General features: G+C 64.3%; 19 protein-coding genes. 4 read left to right on the forward strand and 15 right to left on the reverse strand.

Going from position 1 to position 19,852, the window contains the following annotated elements; genetic code table 11:
- Window positions 1-307: 307 nt before the first annotated feature.
- The 11 genes from dgoD to AB7A72_RS07345 form a co-directional block, all read right to left on the reverse strand.
- Window positions 308-1,456 (reverse strand): galactonate dehydratase, encoded by a 1,149-nt coding sequence (gene dgoD, locus AB7A72_RS07295; protein ID WP_369459480.1) that lies wholly within the window; start codon window positions 1,454-1,456, stop codon window positions 308-310.
- 49 nt (window positions 1,457-1,505) lie between these two features.
- Window positions 1,506-2,543: an L-idonate 5-dehydrogenase gene (locus tag AB7A72_RS07300; protein ID WP_369459481.1), complete on the reverse strand. Its 1,038-nt coding sequence runs from the start codon at window positions 2,541-2,543 to the stop codon at window positions 1,506-1,508.
- A 37-nt stretch (window positions 2,544-2,580) separates the two neighbouring features.
- On the reverse strand, window positions 2,581-3,606 hold the full coding sequence (locus AB7A72_RS07305) for a DctP family TRAP transporter solute-binding subunit (RefSeq protein WP_369459482.1): 1,026 nt from the start codon (window positions 3,604-3,606) through the stop codon (window positions 2,581-2,583).
- Between the two features lie 111 nt (window positions 3,607-3,717).
- On the reverse strand, window positions 3,718-4,998 hold the full coding sequence (locus AB7A72_RS07310) for a TRAP transporter large permease (protein ID WP_369459483.1): 1,281 nt from the start codon (window positions 4,996-4,998) through the stop codon (window positions 3,718-3,720).
- Complete coding sequence (locus tag AB7A72_RS07315) at window positions 4,995-5,576, reverse strand: TRAP transporter small permease (RefSeq protein WP_369459484.1); 582 nt, start codon at window positions 5,574-5,576, stop codon at window positions 4,995-4,997. Before AB7A72_RS07315 ends, AB7A72_RS07310 begins: the two co-directional genes overlap by 4 nt.
- A gap of 147 nt (window positions 5,577-5,723) precedes the next feature.
- Window positions 5,724-6,737, reverse strand: a complete 1,014-nt coding sequence (locus AB7A72_RS07320; RefSeq protein WP_312834513.1) for a TRAP transporter substrate-binding protein — start codon at window positions 6,735-6,737, stop codon at window positions 5,724-5,726.
- A 64-nt stretch (window positions 6,738-6,801) separates the two neighbouring features.
- A complete protein-coding gene (locus AB7A72_RS07325) occupies window positions 6,802-8,049 on the reverse strand; it encodes an enolase C-terminal domain-like protein (protein ID WP_369459485.1) in 1,248 nt (415 codons plus the stop codon).
- Window positions 8,050-8,062: 13 nt separating this feature from the next.
- Complete coding sequence (locus AB7A72_RS07330; RefSeq protein WP_239811739.1) at window positions 8,063-8,833, reverse strand: SDR family oxidoreductase; 771 nt, start codon at window positions 8,831-8,833, stop codon at window positions 8,063-8,065.
- A gap of 135 nt (window positions 8,834-8,968) precedes the next feature.
- The gene (locus AB7A72_RS07335) at window positions 8,969-9,670 is read right to left on the reverse strand and encodes a FadR/GntR family transcriptional regulator (RefSeq protein WP_369459486.1); all 702 of its coding nucleotides are present in this window, start codon (window positions 9,668-9,670) and stop codon (window positions 8,969-8,971) included.
- Window positions 9,671-9,865: 195 nt separating this feature from the next.
- Window positions 9,866-10,324: a carboxymuconolactone decarboxylase family protein gene (locus AB7A72_RS07340; RefSeq protein ID WP_312408875.1), complete on the reverse strand. Its 459-nt coding sequence runs from the start codon at window positions 10,322-10,324 to the stop codon at window positions 9,866-9,868.
- 54 nt (window positions 10,325-10,378) lie between these two features.
- Window positions 10,379-11,305 (reverse strand): VOC family protein, encoded by a 927-nt coding sequence (locus AB7A72_RS07345; protein ID WP_369459487.1) that lies wholly within the window; start codon window positions 11,303-11,305, stop codon window positions 10,379-10,381.
- A gap of 133 nt (window positions 11,306-11,438) precedes the next feature.
- Between AB7A72_RS07345 and AB7A72_RS07350 the strand changes: the two genes are divergently transcribed.
- On the forward strand, window positions 11,439-12,182 hold the full coding sequence (locus tag AB7A72_RS07350) for a GntR family transcriptional regulator (protein ID WP_369459488.1): 744 nt from the start codon (window positions 11,439-11,441) through the stop codon (window positions 12,180-12,182).
- 423 nt (window positions 12,183-12,605) lie between these two features.
- On the opposite strand, the gene AB7A72_RS07355 is transcribed toward AB7A72_RS07350, so the two are convergent.
- Together AB7A72_RS07355 and AB7A72_RS07360 are read right to left on the reverse strand one after the other, a co-directional pair.
- On the reverse strand, window positions 12,606-13,739 hold the full coding sequence (locus tag AB7A72_RS07355) for a thiolase family protein (protein WP_369459489.1): 1,134 nt from the start codon (window positions 13,737-13,739) through the stop codon (window positions 12,606-12,608).
- A gap of 21 nt (window positions 13,740-13,760) precedes the next feature.
- Window positions 13,761-14,561 carry an SDR family NAD(P)-dependent oxidoreductase gene (locus AB7A72_RS07360; protein WP_369459490.1) on the reverse strand — a complete coding sequence of 267 codons (801 nt, stop codon included), beginning with the start codon at window positions 14,559-14,561 and terminating at the stop codon, window positions 13,761-13,763.
- 118 nt (window positions 14,562-14,679) lie between these two features.
- Between AB7A72_RS07360 and AB7A72_RS07365 the strand changes: the two genes are divergently transcribed.
- Window positions 14,680-15,624, forward strand: a complete 945-nt coding sequence (locus AB7A72_RS07365) for a GlxA family transcriptional regulator (protein ID WP_312462088.1) — start codon at window positions 14,680-14,682, stop codon at window positions 15,622-15,624.
- Here AB7A72_RS07365 and AB7A72_RS07370 read toward each other — a convergent pair.
- A complete protein-coding gene (locus tag AB7A72_RS07370) occupies window positions 15,621-16,952 on the reverse strand; it encodes an aminotransferase-like domain-containing protein (RefSeq protein WP_369459491.1) in 1,332 nt (443 codons plus the stop codon). The two genes, AB7A72_RS07365 and AB7A72_RS07370, sit on opposite strands and share 4 nt — an antisense overlap.
- 60 nt (window positions 16,953-17,012) lie before the next feature.
- On the opposite strand from AB7A72_RS07370, the gene AB7A72_RS07375 reads away from it, so the two are divergent.
- Window positions 17,013-17,771, forward strand: coding sequence for a sulfite exporter TauE/SafE family protein (locus AB7A72_RS07375; RefSeq protein WP_369459492.1), 759 nt, complete (start codon window positions 17,013-17,015; stop codon window positions 17,769-17,771).
- Window positions 17,772-17,940: 169 nt separating this feature from the next.
- Here the strand turns inward: AB7A72_RS07375 and AB7A72_RS07380 are convergent, their stop codons facing one another.
- The gene (locus tag AB7A72_RS07380) at window positions 17,941-18,840 is read right to left on the reverse strand and encodes a LysR substrate-binding domain-containing protein (RefSeq protein WP_369459493.1); all 900 of its coding nucleotides are present in this window, start codon (window positions 18,838-18,840) and stop codon (window positions 17,941-17,943) included.
- Between the two features lie 103 nt (window positions 18,841-18,943).
- Between AB7A72_RS07380 and AB7A72_RS07385 the strand changes: the two genes are divergently transcribed.
- Window positions 18,944-19,834 (forward strand): alpha/beta fold hydrolase, encoded by an 891-nt coding sequence (locus tag AB7A72_RS07385; RefSeq protein WP_369459494.1) that lies wholly within the window; start codon window positions 18,944-18,946, stop codon window positions 19,832-19,834.
- Window positions 19,835-19,852 lie beyond the last annotated feature (18 nt).

The raw sequence follows: 19,852 nt of genomic DNA on the forward strand, positions 1-19,852 counted from the left end.
TGGCAGGGCGGCAGCAGATAGCCCTCTTATGCAGCGTGCGCTGAGTCGCAACCCAATGCAGCTTTGACGCCGTTCAACATTCAACTATTTCTATTGATTTTTCTTTTGCTTCCAATTTATGAAATTAAATATTTACATAAATTATGAGCGACAGCTGTCTGTTCTTAACGACGAATTAGCGCCTGATGACTGGCCGAATAACAAAACACCTGCACCCCACTTGCTCGCGTGGGGTGCAGGTGTTCCAGAGAGCACTGTCGCGCTCAGCGTCGTCTAGGTCACCCAATGGTGCGGGCCTTGTGCCACATCACCACTCCGCCACGCTGCCATCCGCATGGCGCCAGACCGGGTTGCGCCAGCGGTGGCCTTCGTTGGCGCGTTCCACCACATAGGCCTCGTTCACCTCGATGCCCAGGCCGGGGCCGCCGGGCATCGCCACATAGCCGTCCTGGTAGTCAAAGGCATCGCGGTTGTGCACATAGTCGAGCAGGTCATTGCCCTGGTTGTAGTGGATGCCCAGGCTTTGCTCCTGGATGAAGGCGTTGTAGCAGACCGCATCGATCTGCAGGTTCGCGGCCAGTGCAATCGGGCCCAGCGGGCAATGCAGGGCCACCGCCACATCGTAGGCCTCGGCCATCGCGGCGATCTTGCAGGTCTCGGTGATGCCGCCAGCATGCGAGGGGTCGGGCTGGATGATGTCGACACCGCCCTGCGCAAACACGCGCTTGAAATCCCAGCGCGAGTAGAGGCGCTCACCCAACGCGATGGGTGCAGCGCCGATGGCGGCCAGCTCGGGGATTACCTCCAGGTGCTCGCTGAGTACCGGCTCCTCGATGAACATCAGGTTGAAATCGCGCAGCTCGCGCATCAGCACCTTGGCCATGGGCTTGTGCACCCGGCCGTGGAAGTCCACACCAATGCCGATGTGCTTGCCCACCGATTCGCGGATCATCGCCACATTGGCGACGGCCTGCTCCACCTTGGCGTGGCTGTCGATGTACTGCATCTCTTCGGTGCCGTTCATCTTCACGGCGGTAAAGCCGCGCGCCACCGCCGCTTGCGCCTGGGCCGCCGTGTCCGCCGGGCGGTCACCACCAATCCAGGAGTAGACGCGGATGCGGTCACGCACCTTGCCGCCCAGCAACTCATGCACGGGCACACCCAGCGCCTTGCCCTTGATGTCCCACAGCGCCTGATCGACGCCGGCGATGGCGCTCATCATCACCGGGCCGCCCCGGTAGAAGCCGGCGCGGTACATCACATTCCACAGGTCCTGCACATTGCGCGGGTCGCGGCCCACCAGGTAGTCGGAAAGCTCCTCGACCGCTGCGGCTACGGTGTGGGCGCGGCCCTCCACCACCGGCTCGCCCCAGCCGACGATGCCCTCGTCGGTTTCGATCTTGAGAAAGCACCAGCGCGGTGGCACGATAAAGGTGGTGAGCTTGACGATTTTCATGGGAAGAACAGAGAAAGAATGGGTCGGGATCAGCGGTTGCGGAGGCGATTCATTCGAAGTCCAGCAGCACCTTCATCGCCTGCGAGCGGTCGGCCGCCAGCGCAAAAGCGCGGGCTGAATCGCGGTAGGACAAGGTGGCCGATATCAGTGGCTTCACATCGACCAGGCCCTTGTTGAGCAGCGCCACGGCAGTGGCGAACTCCTGATGGAAGCGGAAGGAGCCACGCCAGTCGAACTCCTTGGCCACCAGCGTGTTGATCGGCAAGCTCATCTCGGCACCGGCCAGGCCCAGTTGCACGATGGTGGCGCGCGGGCGCAGCACATCGAAGGCCCCGCGCAACGCGTGCGGGTTGCCGCTGGCCTCGAACAGCACATCAAACTGGCCCTTGTCGGCCGCGTAACGCGCCAGGCCATCGGGCGATTCGCCCACGTGCACGACCTCATCGGCGCCCACCTGCAAGGCCTTGGCCAACGGGTGCGCGCTCATGTCGGTGGCGACAATGTGCTCGGCCCCTGCGCGGCGTGCCGCAATGATGGCCAGTGCGCCAATCGGCCCGGATCCGGTCACCAGCACCTTGCGGCCCAGCAAGGGCCCCGCCCGCTGCACACCATGCAGGGCCACCGCCAGCGGCTCGGCCATCGCGCCCTCGGCATCGCTCACCTGGGGGGCGAGCAGATGGGCCTGGTGCGCCTCGATGACGATCTGCTGGCGGAACGCCCCTTGCACATGGGGGGTGCGCATGGCGCTGCCGTAGTAGCGCATGTCCAGGCAGTGGTTGTGCAGGCCCATCTGGCAAAAGCGGCACTCGCCGCAAGGCCAGCTGGGGCTGACTGCAATGCGCTGGCCCGCAGCGAAGCCCGTCACACCAGCACCCACCGCTTCGATGACGCCCGAGACCTCATGGCCCAGCACCATCGGCTCCTGGATGCGAACGGTGCCAAAACCGCCGTGCTGGTAGTAGTGCAGGTCAGAGCCGCAGATGCCGCCGCAGCGCACCCGCACCTGCAATTGGCCAGGCCCGGGCGCAGGCGTGGGGACGGATTGGACCCGCAGATCGCCGGGTGCGTGGATTACAAGCGCTTCCATGTCAAAAGTTCCTCGTTGGCTTGAATGAGAGAAGATCTCAGCGTTTGCTGTTGCGGTAGCTGGCCAGCGCCGCATAAAACGACTGGGCAAACTCCGGGCCCACCGTCGCCTGGTTCTTGCCGATCACTGGCTGCACCGCCGCGCGGATCTTCTCCAGCTCGGCCGGCGGCATCTCGCCCACCTGCATGCCATGCGACCTGAGCTGGGCGACCACCTCGCCGGCCTGGCGCAGCTCTTCGCTGCGCTGCAGGGTGCGGGCCTTTTCTGCGGATTGCTGCACTGCCTGCTGCTGCGCGGGCGTCAAGGCCGACCACCATTTGTCCGACGCAATCAATGCCACCGGCGTGTAGACATGGTTGGTGATGGTCAGGTACTTCTGCACCTCGTACATCTTGTTGGCATACATGTCGACCACCGGGTGCTCATAGCCGTCCAGCGCCTTGATCTCCAGCGCCGGGTAGACCTCGGAGAAGGCCATCGGCACGGCGTTCATGCCCATCGCATTGAAGCTGGCCAGCGCCATCGGGCTTTGCATCACGCGCACGCGCAGGCCCTTCATGTCCGCCAGCGAGGCCAGCGGGCGCTTGCTGTTGGACATATTGCGGAAGGCGCCGCCCGCCCAGACCAGACCGCGCATCTTCATGTCGGCAATGCCGTCCAGCATCTGGCGGCCGATGGGGCCATCGAGCACATGGGCGGCCTCGGCGTCGCTGGCAAACAGAAACGGAAAATCAAAAATCTGCAGCGCCTTCTTGCGCGCGGCGATGGGCGAGAGCGCGCCCATGTACAGGTCCTGCGTGCCGCTTTGCACCGCAATCAGCATCTTGTCTTCGCTGCCCAGGGTGGCGCTGCTGTACACATCGATCAGCACCTTGCCATCGGTCGCCTTGGCCACATCGGCGGCAAACTGCTTCATTGCGATGGCGCGGGGGTGCGAGTCGGCAAAGGAATGGCCCAGGCGTGCACGCTTGCCCTCCTGGGCTTGCGCGGGCGCTAGGCCCAAGACTGCCAGGGTGGCGAAGGCAAAGCCTGCAACGAGGCTTCGGCGTTGGATCAGTGTCATGGTCGGCTCCTTGTTTTTTTGGGCAAAGCCCAGCCCGGCGCTTGCAGGTACAGGTTATTTGCATGCGCCCAGGGCTCTTCAATGGATAGGGTTAGGGGGTAGCGGCTGGGGCTAGCGGCTCATCATCTCCAGCGGCCACATGACGATCTGCGGGAACACCACCAGCAGGAACATCACAATCGTCTGGGCGACCATGAACGGAATCACGCCCTTGATGGCACCGCTCATCGGTATCTTGGCTACCCCGCAGACGACATTGAGCACGGTGCCCACCGGGGGCGTAACGAGGCCAATGGCGTTGTTCATGATGAACAGCACACCGAAGTAGACCGGGTCGATGCCTGCCTGCTTGAGCACCGGCATCAGCACGGGCGTCATGATCAGCACCGTGGGCGTGAAATCCAGCGCCGTGCCCACCAGCAGCACCAGCACCATCAGCGCAAAGGTCAGCAGCATCTTGTTGTCCATCAGCGGCTCGACCAGCGCGGCCAGCTGCTGCGGGATATTGGCCGTGGTGATGAGCCAGGCCGACACGCCAGCGGCCGACACCAGGAACATGATGATGGCGGTGGTCTCAGCGGCCCGGTAGATCAGCGCAAACAGCTGGTTCAGCTTGATCTCGCGGTAGACGAACATGCCCACGACCAGCGAGTACATCGCGGCAATGACGGCAGCCTCGGTCGGGGTGAACCAGCCGAACTTCAGCCCACCGATGATGACCACCGGCAGCACCAGCGCCCACAGCGACTGGCGCGTGGCACTCAGGCGCTCCGCCATCGTGCGCTTGGGCTCGGTGACGATCGGGTCGCGGCCAATGCACCAGCGCCAGGCCAGCAAGATCGCCAGCCCCATCAGCAGGCCCGGCACAATGCCGGCGATGAACAGCTTGGTGATGGAGACGCCACCGGTCACGCCGTACAGAATCATCGCGATCGATGGCGGAATCACCGGCGCAATGATGCCGCCGCTGGCAATCAGGCCGCAGGAGCGGTTCACGTCATAGCCGGCCTTGCGCATCATCGGCACCAGCACCGCAGCGAGCGCGGCGGTATCGGCCACGGCCGAACCCGACAGCGATGCCATGATGACCGCTGCACCCACGGCCACATAGCCCAGGCCGCCACGGATATGGCCAATCCAGGACATGGCCATCTGAATGATGCGGCGCGTCATGCCGCCGGCGTTCATGAACTCTCCCGCCAGCATGAAGAACGGCACGGCCAGCAGCGGGAAGCTGTTGGCGCCATCCCACATGTTCTGCACGACGATCTGCGGATCGGTAAAGCCCATGTAGTACATCAGCGCCAGGCCGCAGCCGATCAGCGCAAACGCAATGGGCATGCCCAGGGCCATCAGCCCCAGCAACGACGAGATGAAAATGAAGATGGTCATACGCGGCCACCCTGAGGTCCGGACTGCGCCTGCATCGCATGCTCGGCTTCGCGCGCCTCATCCATGCCCTCTTCCTGCACGTCGATCAATTCGTCATCCGCTACCCTGCCCAGCACCAGGCGCACCAGGTTGGACAGGCAGATGATGCCGATGGCCGCGCCGGTGAAGTAGCTCACGCCATAGACCCAGATCATGCTCAGTTGCGCCACCGGCGAGGCATTGCCGGCGATGATGTCGTGCTGCAGCCAGGTGCCGTAGACGATGTAGATGCAGCACAGCAGCATGATGGCCTGGCTCAGCCCCCAGCAAACGCGGCGGCCGGCCAGCGGCATCATCTGCACCATCAGGTCCACCCCCAGGTGGGCGCGCTTGCGCATGCCCACGATGGCGCCCAGAAAGGTCAGCCACACAAAGGCAAAGCGCGGCACCTCTTCCGACAGATCAATGCCGGTATTGAAAAACAGCCGCAGCATCACATTGCCGAACACCATCACCAGCATGACGAGCATGCACAGCACCATGACGATTTCCAGCGCGCGCGTCAGCCCGTCGGCGAGCATTTTGAGTACCTTGCCCATGGCAACACCTTTCCCGGCAGCATGGCCTTGTGCCGTGCCGCCACCTGAAGCTTGTAGGTCGATGCCGGCAGCGCCGCGCGATGGGGCGCTGCCAGAACGTTGAAACGAGGGAAACGGGCCCGGCCTCACCGGGCAGGCCCGCTGCCGTTACTGGGCCTTGCGCGCCTGTTCGATTTCGGCAAAGAAGCCCTTGACGAACTCATCGCCGATCTGCGGTGCGAACTTGGCCAGCACTGGCTTGACCTTGTCCTGCATGCGCGCCAGCTCGGCCGCAGGCATGCTGTCCACCGTCACGCCCGCCTTCTTGAAGTTGTCGATCGCCTGGCTGTCGCCTTCATCGAGCAGCTTGCGCTGCAGCAGGCCGGCCTCCGTCGCCGCCTTTTGCACGCCGGCCTTGTCGGCGGCCGAGAGGCTGTCCCAGAACTTCTTCGAGGCCACCAGCGCCGACGGCGTGTATACGTGGTTGGTGATGGTGATGTACTTCTGCACTTCCTGCATCTTGTTGGCCCACATGTGCTGCAGCGGGTTCTCCTGGCCGTCCAGCGCCTTGATCTCCAGCGCTGGGAACACCTCGGCAAAGGCCATCGGCGTGGCGTTGGCGCCCAGGGTCTTCCAGGTGTCCAGCGCGACCGGGTTGGTCATCACGCGGATCTTGAGGCCGCTCACGTCCTCCGGTTTGGCCACGCGGTGCTTGCTGTTGGACAGGTTGCGGAAACCCATGCCGGTCCAGGTCAGACCCACCAGGTTGGCCGGTGCGATCTTCTCGAAAATTTTCTTGGACGAGGCGCCATCGAGCACTGCATAGACTTCGGCCGAGTTGCGGAACATGAAGGGCAGATCCCAGACCTGCACTTCCTTGACCCGCGAGGACAGTGGCGCCAGGGTGCCGATGTACAGATCCTGGGTGCCCGCTTGTACGGCCTGCAGCTGCTTCTCATCGCTGCCCAGCACCGCACTGTGGTAGGCCTGCACCTTGACATTGCCATTGGTGTAAGTCGATGCGAGCTCGGCGAACTTGTTCATCGCCATCGCTTGCGGGTGGCTCTCGGGCATCGCATGGCCGATGCGTGCCTTGACCTCGGCATAGGCCGCGCCAGCGCCCATGGCCGATGCCGCCAGGGTGGCCAGCAGGATGCGGCGCAATTGGAAGTGAGTGCTCATCTGTCTGTCTCCGTCTTTGTTGTGAATCGAAAAAAGCCGGCGCTCTTGCCCGGCACGCTGGGAATCAGGGGGTTTGCAGGCTCCCGTCGCTCAGGCGCGTCTGCGTCCAGGTGGTGATGGCGCTGCTGCAGGGGTACTTGGCGGCCTCGCGCTCGTCAATGTCCACGCCCAGACCGGGCAGCTCATTGGCGTAGACATAGCCATTGCGGAACGTGGGCAAACCGGGGAACACGGCCAGCAAGGCATCGCGCGGGCCCTTGAGCGCCTGGATCACAAAATTGGGCGGCTCGGTGCCCGACCATTCCTGCACGCCAAAATTGCGCGAGGCCAGATCGATATGGACATTGGCCGCATGTGCCAGCGGCGACATATCGCCCGGCCCGTGCCAGGCGGTGCGCACGCCGTACTGCTCGGCAAACAGCTGCAGCTTGCGCGCCGGGGTGATGCCACCCACCTGGCTCAGGTGCACGCGGATGAAGTCGATCAGCCGCTCGGCGATGATGCCGCGCCATTCAAACGGGTGGTTGAACAGCTCGCCCTGGGCCAGCGGCACATTGGTCTTGCCGCGCAGCTGGCGCAGCCAGTCGCCCTCTTCCAGCGCAATCGCGTCTTCCAGAAAGAACAGCTCGTAGGGCTCGAGCGCCTGCGCAAAGCGGATCGCGTCTGCCGGCTTGAGGCGCTCATGCACATCGTGGCACAGCTCCACCTCAAAGCCGATGCGGCTGCGGAGGGTGTCGAACATCTTCAGCGTCTCGCGCATGTACTTGCGCGCATCGAGGTAAATGCCGTCCGCTGCGCCTTGCGGTGCCGTACCGGGCGCAGCCCCAAAGCCGCCACCGCCATAACCACCGCTTTGACAGCGGATATGGGTGATGCCCTGCTCGCGGTACTTCTGGATGTTGTCGCAAAGCTCCTCCAGATCGCGCCCATCGGCATGGCGGTAGATGGGCACGCCCTCGCGCAGCTTGCCGCCCAGCAACTGGTACAGCGGCATGCCGGCCTGTTTGCCCTTCAGGTCCCACAGCGCCATGTCCACGCCCGAGATCGCATTGTTCTCGATGGGGCCGTTGCGCCAGTAGGCGTTCTGGTGCATCAGCTGCCACAGCTCTTCAATCTGGCTGGCATCGCGGCCGATCAGCAGCGGGCGCAGGTATTGCTCCACCAGGCATTGCACCGCCAGATGGCGGTAGGCAAAGGTGGCGCAGCCCAGGCCGTAGAGGCCGGGCTGGTTGGTCTCGATCCTGACGACCAGGAGGTTGATGCCCTCTGGCGCCGTCGCGATGACTTTGACGTCGGTGATCAAGGTGGCCATGGTGATGCCCCGCCTACAGTACCGCCAGCCAGCCGCCATCCACATAGATGATCTGGCCGTTGACATAGTTGGAGGCGCCCGAGGCCAGGTAGATGGCGGTGCCCACCAGCTCATCGGGGCGGCCCCAGCGCTGCGTGGGGTTGCTGGCCTTGACCCAGGCATCAAACGCCACGTTGTTGACCAGGGCCTCGTTCATGTCGGTAAGGATGTAGCCCGGGCCGATGGAGTTGGCCTGGATGCCGTGCATGGCCCACTCGGCCGCCATGGCTTTGGAGAGCATCTTGATGCCGCCCTTGGCCACCGTATAGGGCGCGACCGTGGCCCGTGCCGCCTCGCTGGTGAGCGAGCCGATGTTGATGATCTTGCCGCCGGTGCCGCGCTCGATCATGCGGCGCGCTGCCGTGCGGCCCACCACAAAGGCGGCCGTCAGGTTGGTGTTGATGACGCGGGTCCAGTCCTCCAGCGACACATCGAGCAAGGGCTGGCGGTGCTGGATGCCGGCATTGTTGACGACGATGTCGATCGCCAGGCCCTGGGCATCCCACGCAGCAAAGGCGGCCTCCACCGCGGCCTGATCCGCCACATCGAATGCTGCCCCCTGGGCCTGCAGGCCCATGCCCTGCAACTGCGCCACCGCCGCATCCACCGCAGCCTGCTGGCGGCTGTTGACCACCACGGTCGCCCCCGACTCTGCCAGGCCCTGGGCCAGCGCCAGCCCAATGCCGCGCGAGGAACCGGTAATCAGCGCTGTACGGCCCGACAGATCAAACAGGGAACGAGACATGGAATGGCGACCTGGAGAATTTCAGAAGTCGCCATCATCGGTTTATTTGTATGATGATTGAATCCGAGCAAACCCTAGACTTCGGCCGCCCCTGCGCTTTGCGTGACAGCCGTGCGATACCTGGATTGGCAGGCCTTAAGCGGGTGCGCCCCAGCGGGCAATCGTGTCTGCCAGCAGCGCCCGCATCCACAGCTGCGCATCATCGGCGCTGCGCCGCTCAATGGCCGCCAGCACCTTGCCATGCATGATCAAGCCATCGTTGAACTGCCCGGCCTGCTGCGCGTTGACGGTGAGCAAGGATTCCAACGCCGACGCCACAATGCCGCCCAGCGAGATCAGCAAAGGGTTGCCCGTGGCCTGCAGAATGCTCTGGTGAAACGCCAGATCGGCGACGACCCACTCATCGATCGAGGTCGCCGCCTCCATCGCGGCGAAGGCCTGCTGCAGGCTGAGCAGCTGCGCCTCGGTGTGCATGCGCGCGGCCAATGACGCGGCGGCCGGCTCCAGGATGCCGCGCATCACCATCAGGTGCCGGCCCAGTTGCTGGTCCACCCCCTGGCTGCAGAGCCAGCCCAGCACATCGGCATCAAACAGGCTCCACTGCGCTTGCGGCCGCACGCGGGTACCGGTGCGGGGCCGCGCCTCCAGCATGCCCTTGGCGCTCAGCGCCTTGATCGCTTCGCGCACGGCAGTGCGGCTCACCCCCAGGCGCTCGCACAGCTCCTCCTCATTGGGCAAGGTGGCCCCGGGCCCATACTCGGGGCTGGCAATCAGCCGGCCCAGGCTGTCCATCACCTGGTGGTGCAGACTGCTGCCGGGCTGTGACGATAAAGACATGGCAATCGGTGGTGGTGCAGAATCATTCATCATACAAAACAAAAGAGCTTGGGGCCAGCACCGGCGCTTTGCCGCTGCCCCTGGGCCGATGATGCCCGCCTTCTGCAACCGAGCGCAGCACTCACCTTTGCTGCCGGGCGGGAACGCCTGCTGGCTACCCCAGGCTTTTTGCATCCCGCCACCAGCGCCAAGGTGCTATGCCGCGTCGTCAGCCCCTGCCGCCCGGCTCTCGCGGCCAGCCACACGCACCAGAATATCGGCGCCCCGGTTGGCAGCGGGCAGTCCACGGAACAGAAAACACAGGTTGATGACCGCCTGCAACTCGGCCCAGCCAGCGCCGGCACGGCGTGAAGCGATCGCATGGGTTTCCGCCGCGTCGTTGCCATCCATCAGCAGCATGCCAAACAGCATCAACTGGATGGTCTTAGCATCGATATGCGGGGTGGTCATGGCATGGTTGCGCATGCGCTCTTGCAGGTTGAGCATCTGCGAATCCAGCCCTCCGGTGAAGTTGAGCCGGGACTCCACCCGGTGCGGCAGAAATCCCAGCAAATTGCGGTAGGTATGGGCATGGGTGCATACGGCCGTTTGTGATGCGAGAGAATCCAGGCCCGCAAATTTGGCCAGCGCGGCGGTGTCAAGACTTGAGTTCATATGCAACTGTTTTCAATGGGGAGAGATAAAGGCGGCATGGCGCGGTGCCGGCGGTCATGCCTTGCCGGTCTGCATGCCCTGGTGGCGCTGCACGCCATCCGGAAAAGCCCACTCCGCAAAGGCCTCGGCACTGGGGACAAACTGCCGGGCCACCCAGCTGTCATCGCAGATATCTGCGTCAAAGTCGTATTCAGCAGCGCCCCCGCAGGGGTTTTTGAAGTACCAGAAATAGGCGGAGGACACCGGATGCCGCCCAGGCCCAATGTGGGTCTTCCAGCCCCGGGAGGTCATGAAGAGCCCGCCGCCGAAGACCTCATGGATGTCGCGCACATCGAATGCGAGATGGTGAAAGCCCACCGCATCACCGCGCTGGAGCAGAAACAGGCTGTGGTGGTCTGCCGAACCGGCGGGCCGCAGAAACACCCCGCTGCCGGTATACGAATCGGTGACCCGAAAGCCCAGGCGCTTTTCGTAGAACTCCGCCGTCTCCTGCAGGTTCTGCACCGCATACACCACATGGCTCATGTGGCTGGGGTAGGCACGCGGATAAATCTGCGCCGCAGCATTGATGCGCATCGCATGGCCTGGGGTGTTGAAGACGGTAGCCGGTTGCACCATGGGCTCGACACAGCTGAGCTCGAAGGCAATCGCGTGCCCGGCGGGGTCGGTGGCGAGCACCCGTCCGGCCTCATCGGTACGCATGCTGGCATCCTGGCCGAGCTCGGCCGCGATGGCATCCAGCGTGCGCTGGTTTTGCACACCCCAGACCACCTGCCGCACCGTGGGGCCCGCCACCGGCGCGGGCGCCAGCATGGGATCTGCGAGGCGCCGCACATGCACCTGCGAGCCCTCCGGCGTGCAAAAGATGATCTGGTCGGGTGCATCCATCACGAGCTGCAGTCCGAAATCAGTCCAGTAGCGGCGCGCCACATCGAAGTCCTCCACACCGTACACCACAGAATTCAATCCAACGATTTGCATCACCACACCTCCATCGATTGCAAATAATTATTATCGATATTTTGGCATTTCATCGACATTTCTTGAGATACCGATGGTGTCCATAAGTATCGGTATGGGTAGAATGCGGCCCTTCTTTGTTCTGAGGATTCCCATGGAAAGCCTGCCCCCACTGAAGACAGACAACGAAGGCAGCACCCTGGCCCATTCGCTGGCAGTCCGTTTGCGCACAGCCATATTGAACGGTGACATTGCGCCCGGTGAGCGTCTGCACCTGAGCGCGTTGAAAGCCCGCTTTGGCATCAGTTTCAGTCCGCTGCGTGAGGCATTGACAGGCCTGGCGGCAGAAGGCCTGGTCGTGGCAGCAGGCCAGCGCGGCTTCCATGTGGCCCCGGTGTCTGTGGAGAACCTGGACGAGCTCATCCGCCTGCGCTGCATGGCCGAAACCACGGCCATCCGCGAATCGATCCGGTTGGGAGACGAGCAATGGGAAGAGGCCCTGGTCGCCGCGCACTACCGGCTTGGCCGCGTTGCCGCAGCGCCCGTCAACGCGCAAGCCCAGCAGACCTGGGAAGCCGCACACCGCAACTACCATGCGGCGCTGGTGTCCGCCTGCCGCATGCCGCTGCTGCTGAAGTTTTGCAGCACCTTGCATGACCTGAGTGACCGCTACCGGCGCCTGTTCCTCACCCAGGCGCCGCGCGACAAAAAGGTGCCCACAGAGCACTTGCAGCTGTATGAAGCGGCCTTGGCCCGGGATGCAGACAAAGCTGCTGCCATCCTGGAAGCACACATCCGCCGAACGGGCGAGAACGTCAAGCGCGCCGTGGTGCCATCGCAGGCATCCGCCCGTCCTGCCGCAAGCAGCAAAGAGCCCCGCCTTTCGAGGGCCAGATAAGGACACGGATCAACGTCGTGGCTGACCGAGCGCGGTGCGGGCTACAAAACTCTGCCGATGTGCCTGCCATGCATCAAGCCATCTGGCCGCCCGCAGCCACCGGCCTGCGGCCAGTAGTGGCTTCCCGCGTCACCCGCGCCCCAAATATCGCCCGCCCACGCGCAGCACGGTGGCCCCAACGATCGATACCTGCCCGGCGAACAGCTGCCGACCGCGAACGCCAGGAACGGGCGCGACCGCACCCTGCTGGTGTCGCTGGTGGCGGCGCCAAGATCGGACGCCATGCACGGCAAGGCCGGCAGGATGGCGCTGGCGGACACCACCCCCAACGCAGCCCGGCGAGCATGGCCAGCACAGGGCCGCTCAGTAGCTGGGCGTGGAGCCGACCGGCGAAATGGCCATGGAAGTGGGCGTGGTCATCATTCAAGCCCTCTCCAGCACCGTAGCGATGCCCTGTCCCCCGCCTATGCATTGGGTGGCCAGCGCGTAGCGTCCTTGCTGGCGCGCCAGCAGGGCCGCAGCCTTGCCGGTGATGCGCGCGCCGGTGGCGCCCAGCGGGTGGCCGATGGCCAGGCCTCCGCCGTCGATGTTCACGGTCGCCATGTCCAGGCCCAAGTCGCGGATGCAGGCCAGGGCCTGCGATGAGAAGGCCTCGTTGATTTCCACGACGTCCAGGTCGGTGACGGCAAGGCCGGCGCGCGCCAGTGCCTTGCGCGTGGCCGGGATCGGGCCAATGCCCATGATGGCCGGGTCCACCCCCACAGTGGCAAAGCTGCGGATGCGCGCCAGCATCTGCAGGCCGTGGCGTTCGGCAAAGTCATCGCTGGTGACCAGCAGCGCTGCCGCTCCATCGGTCAGTGGCGACGAAGTGCCCGCCGTGACCACGCCATCGGCCCGGAAGGCCGGCTTGAGCCCCGCCAGCGCCTCCAAGGTGGTACCAGGGCGGATGCAACCGTCGGCCTCCACCACCTCGCCATCGGGCAAACGGATGGGCACGATCTCCTCGGCCAGCAAACCTTGGTCGCGGGCAGTTGCGGCTTTCTGGTGGGACTGCAGTGCGAGCAGCTCCTGGTCGGCACGGTTCACGTTCCAGCGCTGCGCCACGTTCTCCGCCGTCTCTCCCATGGAGATGTAGGCATCGCTCGTCGCCTGCAGCTCGGGATGGGGCGAGAAGTTGAAGCCGCCCTGCGGCACCATCGTCATCGACTCCACGCCCACGCACAGGAAAGCATCGCCCATGCCAGCCTCGATCTGCGCCGCTGCGATGTGCACTGCCTGCATCGACGAGCCGCAGAAGCGGTTCACCGTCATACCGCCCACGGCCTGGGGCAGGCCGGCCCGCAGGCCGACGATGCGCGCCAGATTGTTGCCCTGCGCGGCTTCCGGGTAAGCGCAGCCGAGGATCACGTCCTCCAGCAGCACGGGATCCAGATCGGAGCGCCGGAGCAGGCCCTGCACGACCTGGGCGGCCAGCGTGTCGGGCCGCACTTCGGCCAGACGGCCCTTGCGGGCAAAGTGGAATGGCGAGCGCGCATAGGCGCTGATGACGGCTTTCATGGCGGAGGCTCCTTGCAGGGGTCAGTACACGGCGGCATAGCGGGGCGCGACGGCACTGCTGGACAGTTGGCCTGCCATCGCCTGGCGTGCGGCCTCGTACGCATCCCATTTCTCGCCGGCATGCAGCGAGGGAATGCTGACCTTCTCGCCGCGCTCGAAGCCCAGCAGCGCGGCATCGACCAGATCCTCGGTGCGCATGACGATGCGCTGATCCAGATGCTCGACCGGTAAACCGCCAATGGCCCAGAAATCGGTGGCAGTGGCACCAGGCAGAACCGCCTGCACCTGCACGCCCTTGTCGGCCAGCTCATGCTGCAGCGACTGGCTGAAGGCCAGCACAAAGGCCTTGCTGCCGCCGTATACGCCATTCAGCGTCTCTGGCGAGATGGCGACGATGGATGCGATGTTGATGATCGCTCCGTGTCCACGGTCCACGAAGCCCGGCACGGCGGCATAGGCCAGCCGCATCGGTGCGGTGACGTTCAATTCGACCATGCGCGTCATCTGTTCCACGTCGCTCTGCAGCAACGGCTTGTGCGTGCCGATGCCCGCGTTGTTCACCAGCAGGGTGATGCTGGCGTCCTGGCGTAGCTTCGCCTCGACCTGCGCCAGGGCGGTACGGTCGTTCAGGTCAGCGGGCAGCACTTCCACCGCGCGGCCGGTGCGGGCGCTGATGTCGCTCGCCAGCGCATTCAGCCGCTCGCGGTTGCGGGCGACAAGGATCAGATCGTAGCCGCGCTGCGCGAGTCGCTGCGCATACAGCGCACCGATTCCGCTGGATGCGCCGGTGATGAGGGCGGTGCCGAGATGGGTCTGTGCCATGGTGAAACTCCTGGAGGGTTGAGAGATGCTGTCCATGGCATGAATGGTCCTCTATGCAGACAATGTCGTAAATGACGTATATAGTTATAAAAAAGGACATATCCCCAGGACACCCTCCATGCACCGCATTGGCTACATACTGCCCGAAGGCTTTCAGGTCATGGCGCTGGCCACCCAGGCCGTGTTCGAGCTGGCCAATCTGCTGGTGGGCCAGCCCTTCTATGCCGTGGAAACCTATGCGCTGGACGGATCGGCACGCGCATCGACAGGCCTGGTGCTGCAAGCCAAGCCGCTCAGCGCGCACCGCAGTGCTGATACGTGGCTGGTAGCAGGCACCATCAAGCCCATGCCTTCGGCCCCCGAATTGATCCGGCTGCTGAGCAAGATCGCCGTGCGCGCGCGGCGCATCGCAGGTTTGTGCACGGGTGCCTTCATTCTGGCCGAGGCAGGTCTGCTCGACGGGCGTCGCGCCACGACGCACTGGTACTGGGCTGAAGTGCTGCAGGAGCGCTATCCCCATATCCAGGTCGAGGCCGACCGCATCTACATTGCCGACGGACCGGTGTGGACGTCAGCGGGCATGACGGCAGAGATGGATTTGGCCCTCGCCCTCGTCGAGAAAGATCTCGGTGCCGACATTGCGCGCTCCGTGGCACACCGCTTGGTTATGCACCAGCGCCGCTCGGGCGGGCAATCACAGCATTCCGAGATGCTCAAGCTCGCGCCAAAGTCCGACCGCATCCAGCAGGCGCTGGAACATGCGCGGCGCAACCTGGCGCAGCCATTGAGCGTCGAAGCGCTGGCCGAAGCCGCCAGCCTGAGCCCGCGCCAGTTCAGCCGCGTCTTCACCGCAGAGACCGGCCAGTCACCCGCCAAGGCCGTGGAAGGACTGCGGCTCGAGGCCGCGCGGCTGATGATCGAAGGCAGCCGGCATCCCCTTGAAGTCGTAGCGAGGGAAACGGGTTTTCGCGACCGGCGCCATATGCGCGAGGCCTTCCTGCGTGGCTTCGGCATGCCGCCACAGGCCGTGCGGCGTGAAGCGCGGATCGCACCACCGGCCTAGTAGCTGAGACTGGCCACCGCACGGGCAACAGCCTCCAAGGCCAGCTTCAGCCTGGCATGGGAGATGGAGCCCAGGGCCAGCCGAATGGCATGCGGAGGCTGGCCCCCCATGGCATAGGGCGCCGCAGTCGATACCAAGATGCCCTCGCGTTCAAGCCGCATGGCGACTGCATCCGAACGCACTTCATCGGGCATCGGCAGCCAGACAAAGTATGACGCCGGATGGCGGATGGTCCTGAAGCCTGCGAGCGCCTTGGCCGCGATGGCCTGACGCGCGCCGGCATCGCGGCGCTTTTCCTGCTCCAGCCGCGCCACGGTGCCGTCCTGCAACCAGTTGCAGCACAGAGAAGTCACGAGAGTGGGCGTATTCCAGACCGTGGCACGTATAGCGCGGCTGATCCTGGGAACGAAGGCAACGGGCGCGCATAGGAATCCGAAACGCAAGCCTGCCGCCACGCTCTTGGACAGGCTGGAGACGTAGACGGTGATGTCGGGCGCCATCGCAGCCAGCGGTGGTGGCGCCTGCTTTTCCAGAAAGGCATAGGTGCCGTCCTCCAGCAGCAGCAGGCCATGGCGCCGAGCCACTTCTATCAGCGCAAGACGCTGATTCAATGTCATGACCCAACCCAACGGGTTATGCAGCGTGGGCATGCAGTACATCGCACGCACCTTCCGGGCAAGGCACAACGCTTGCAGTGCATCCAGGTCGGGGCCAGCGCCGCTTAGCGGGATGGCAACCAGTTCCAGCCGACACTGCTCGGCCACGACCTTGATGCCGGGGTAGCTCAAGGCATCCACGGCCACCATGTCGCCCGGTTGCAGCAAGGACATGGCTGCCGTGGCGAGCCCGTGGATGGCACCACTGACGATGAGCACGGCATCGGCAGACACCGGCAGGCCTCGGCTCTTCAGGTGCTCGGCCACAATGGCCCGTTCGTGGGGACGGCCTCCATGCGGCTGGTAGCGCAGAACCGACTCCAATTCACCTGCCGAGGCAAGCTGCTTGAGCGCCGTGCGCAACATCTCCGTCTGCGTGGGCAAGGCTGGATAGTTGAAGGTCAGATCCACCAGATCGTCGCTGGCCGCGTGCATCGCAACCTCCCCGCCCATCGAGATGGGCTCGCGAACAAAGGTCCCGCGGCCCACCTCACCAGCGACCAGCCCCATGGCCTGCAGTTCGGCATAGGCGCGCGTCGCCGTAGCCAGGGAAATGCCCTCCACAGCCGCCAGCTTGCGATGGGGTGGCAGCACCGTTCCGGGCCTCAACCGCCCTTGCCGGATGTCGTCAGCAAGCCGGTCCACCAGTTGCTTGTAGCGCGCTTGCGGCATACGAAATTGTATCTATGACAATAATTTGATTGTACTGACAATTGTCCCTAGGATGCCGGCATGGAACTGACTGTCACCACCATCCTCATCAGCTTTGCCGGTGTCTTCTTGATCTGCTTCATGAAAGGCGCGTTTGGCGGCGGCTTTGCCATCATCGGTATCCCATTGCTGTCGCTTGTGATGGATCCAGTCACGGCAGGCGGCCTGCTGGCGCCGCTGTTCATAGCGATGGATCTGTACGGCCTGCGCTACTGGAAGCCGTCTACCTGGTCAAAGCCCGATCTGCTGTTGCTGGTACCGGGGCTGGTGGCCGGTATCGGGACTGGCTATCTGCTGTTCCAGATGCTGGATCACCGCGCGATCGCCATCCTGATGGCCATCATCACGCTGGTCTTTGTGAGACTCTGGTTTCTGCGTGGTGGCACGGTCGTGGTGCAGCCACGCTCATCGCCCAAGGCCGTGGCGGCCGGCGTGGCGTCGGGTATCACGACCATGGTTGCGCATTCAGGCGGGCCTCCCCTGGCCATGTACCTGCTGCCGCTGGGGCTGAGCACGCAGGTCTACGCGGGCACCACCAGCATATTCTTCACGGTGGGCAACATCATCAAAGCAGTGCCATGGCTGGCCATAGCTCCGCCAGCGCGCAATGTCTGGATCCTGATGGCGATCTGTCTCCCAGCGATTCCCGCAGGGGTGCGGCTCGGCTGGCGTCTGCATGCCAGCTTGGATCAGCGCCAGCTGTACAAGGCCTGCTATGGCTTGCTGGTGCTCACAGCGGCTAAGCTGCTGTGGGATGGTGTCTCCGGGTATTGGCACTGACTGTGCCGCTTACCGGTATCTTTGAGTCCGGCCACCGATGCGGCGGCTACCGTAAGCCGCAGGCCTCTGGCCTTTACCCGGGACTGCCCCCCCTCTGAAAGGATTGGCCGAGGTTATCGGCTTGGCACAGCAGGGCAATCGCGGCGCGCTGAGGCCGCCTCCGCGTTCATCAGTCCCGAAGCCCACGCGAAGCAAACCGGCTCTGGCCAGCACGCCGCGCGGCCTCGATCAGTGACGATGCGGCCGGGCTGTCCTTGCCCGCAAAGGCATAAAAGCGCGCCATCGGCAGTGCGGGCAGGCCATCGTCGCGATCCAGCACACGCAAGCCTTCGATACGCTGGCTGTCAGCGATGACGGTGACCGCAAAGCCTGCACGCGCCGCCGAAAGGCAGCCAGCCATACTGCTGCTCTCGAACACGATTCGCCAGAGGCGATCCGTCCGGTCCAGCGCAGCGACAGCCGACTCGCGGTACACGCACGGCTCGGGGAAGACAGCCAGCGGCAGGGGTTCGCCGGCAGCCAAGGGCTGATCCGCTGCGTAAACCCAAACCAGCGGCTCTTCCCACAGGAGTGCGCCGCTGCGCTCGACGCGGCTGCATTGCTTGCCAAAGACCAGATCCAGCCGGCCACGCTCCTGCTGGCGCAGCAAGTCGGCGGTGATGCCGACCTTCAACTCGACCGTCGCTTCGGGGTGCCATTGCCGGAAGCGTTGGAGCACCTGGGGCAGCCAAGCACCGGCAAAGTCCTCCGAGGCGCCGATGCGCAGCCGCCCGCGCAGCGGTGTGCCACGCAGTTTGGCGCGTGCCTCGCTTTCCAGATCGAGGATGTTGCGGCTGTAGGCATACAAGGTGTCACCGGCTTGGGTCAGTTCCAGGCGACGCGTGGTGCGCGCCAGCAGGCTGGCACCGGCAATTTGTTCAAGCCGTCGCATGTGCCCGCTGACGGCAGAGGGCGTCAGCGCCAGCCGATCGGCAGCGCTGGCGAAACTGCCGCTGTCCACGATTTCGACGAAGGTGCGCAGCAGCACGGTCTCGAGCGGTGTGCCGTCGGCAATGGAAGACGTACTCATTCTGGCATTCATCGCAATAAATCATCAATTATGAATGATTGTTCTCCAATCGAATAGAACTGTCCAGCTACGATGGCGCATCCTGATGATGAGAGACCATCCCATGCAAAACTACCACTGCGCTGTGACCGACCGGCTGGACATCGCCTATCTCGAATGGAATCCCCAGGGTGTGCGAACTGCCATCCTGCTGCATGGTTGGCCCGACAGCCCCGAATGCTGGAAGGCCGTGGCCCCGGCGCTGGCCGATGCCGGCTACCGCGTGCTGGCGCCCGCACTGCGCGGGTTCGCGCCCACCCGGTTCCGTGATCCCGCCACCCCTCGCAGCGGCCAGTTGTCCGCGCTGGGCCGCGACCTTCTCGACTTCATCGACACGCTGGGGCTAGAGCGTCCCGCCCTGATCGGCCATGACTGGGGTGCACGCGCGGTCGCCAATGCCTGCGGGCTGCGTGACGGCGTGGCTTCGCATCTGGTGATGCTGTCGGTTGGATATGGCACCAACGATCCGAACCAGCCGCTGGCGCTGCCGCAGACGCGCAACTACTGGTATCACTGGTACATGGCCACGCCGCGCGGCGCCCGCACGGTGCAGGACGAACGCGAGGCGTTCACTCGGATGATGTGGGACACCTGGGCGCCGTCCGGCTGGTACGACCCGGCCGATTTCGACGAGGCGGCACGTGCGTTCCAGGGGAAGGACTGGGCCGAGATTGTGCTGCATTCTTACCGCCACCGCTGGGGCTTCGCCGAAGGCGATCCAGCCTATGCCGAGGACGAAGCGCGCCTCTACCCAGCACCGGTGCTGCAGGTGCCAACGCTGGTATACCACGGCGGCGCCGACACCTGTAACCACCCCGATAGCTCCAAGGGACGGGAAGCCTTCTTCCAGGGCGGCTACGAGCGGCAAGTGCTCGATGGCGTGGGGCATTTTCCGCAGCGCGAGGCGCCGCAGGCTGTGGCTGATGCGATTCTGCGGTTCTGCGGTTCTGCCTGAAGCAAGCAGCGGGCATCT

The sequence above is a fragment of the Comamonas sediminis genome (assembly GCF_041107495.1).
GTDB lineage: Bacteria > Pseudomonadota > Gammaproteobacteria > Burkholderiales > Burkholderiaceae_C > Comamonas > Comamonas sediminis.

Bases quoted from the DNA above. Each gene is read 5' to 3' on its own strand.
- dgoD (WP_369459480.1), bottom strand. From the start codon at position 1,456: ATGAAAATCGTCAAGCTCACCACCTTTATCGTGCCACCGCGCTGGTGC.
- AB7A72_RS07300 (WP_369459481.1), bottom strand. From the start codon at position 2,543: ATGGAAGCGCTTGTAATCCACGCACCCGGCGATCTGCGGGTCCAATCC.
- AB7A72_RS07305 (WP_369459482.1), bottom strand. From the start codon at position 3,606: ATGACACTGATCCAACGCCGAAGCCTCGTTGCAGGCTTTGCCTTCGCC.
- AB7A72_RS07310 (WP_369459483.1), bottom strand. From the start codon at position 4,998: ATGACCATCTTCATTTTCATCTCGTCGTTGCTGGGGCTGATGGCCCTG.
- AB7A72_RS07315 (WP_369459484.1), bottom strand. From the start codon at position 5,576: ATGGGCAAGGTACTCAAAATGCTCGCCGACGGGCTGACGCGCGCGCTG.
- AB7A72_RS07320 (WP_312834513.1), bottom strand. From the start codon at position 6,737: ATGAGCACTCACTTCCAATTGCGCCGCATCCTGCTGGCCACCCTGGCG.
- AB7A72_RS07325 (WP_369459485.1), bottom strand. From the start codon at position 8,049: ATGGCCACCTTGATCACCGACGTCAAAGTCATCGCGACGGCGCCAGAG.
- AB7A72_RS07330 (WP_239811739.1), bottom strand. From the start codon at position 8,833: ATGTCTCGTTCCCTGTTTGATCTGTCGGGCCGTACAGCGCTGATTACC.
- AB7A72_RS07335 (WP_369459486.1), bottom strand. From the start codon at position 9,670: ATGTCTTTATCGTCACAGCCCGGCAGCAGTCTGCACCACCAGGTGATG.
- AB7A72_RS07340 (WP_312408875.1), bottom strand. From the start codon at position 10,324: ATGAACTCAAGTCTTGACACCGCCGCGCTGGCCAAATTTGCGGGCCTG.
- AB7A72_RS07345 (WP_369459487.1), bottom strand. From the start codon at position 11,305: ATGCAAATCGTTGGATTGAATTCTGTGGTGTACGGTGTGGAGGACTTC.
- AB7A72_RS07350 (WP_369459488.1), top strand. From the start codon at position 11,439: ATGGAAAGCCTGCCCCCACTGAAGACAGACAACGAAGGCAGCACCCTG.
- AB7A72_RS07355 (WP_369459489.1), bottom strand. From the start codon at position 13,739: ATGAAAGCCGTCATCAGCGCCTATGCGCGCTCGCCATTCCACTTTGCC.
- AB7A72_RS07360 (WP_369459490.1), bottom strand. From the start codon at position 14,561: ATGGCACAGACCCATCTCGGCACCGCCCTCATCACCGGCGCATCCAGC.
- AB7A72_RS07365 (WP_312462088.1), top strand. From the start codon at position 14,680: ATGCACCGCATTGGCTACATACTGCCCGAAGGCTTTCAGGTCATGGCG.
- AB7A72_RS07370 (WP_369459491.1), bottom strand. From the start codon at position 16,952: ATGCCGCAAGCGCGCTACAAGCAACTGGTGGACCGGCTTGCTGACGAC.
- AB7A72_RS07375 (WP_369459492.1), top strand. From the start codon at position 17,013: ATGGAACTGACTGTCACCACCATCCTCATCAGCTTTGCCGGTGTCTTC.
- AB7A72_RS07380 (WP_369459493.1), bottom strand. From the start codon at position 18,840: ATGAGTACGTCTTCCATTGCCGACGGCACACCGCTCGAGACCGTGCTG.
- AB7A72_RS07385 (WP_369459494.1), top strand. From the start codon at position 18,944: ATGCAAAACTACCACTGCGCTGTGACCGACCGGCTGGACATCGCCTAT.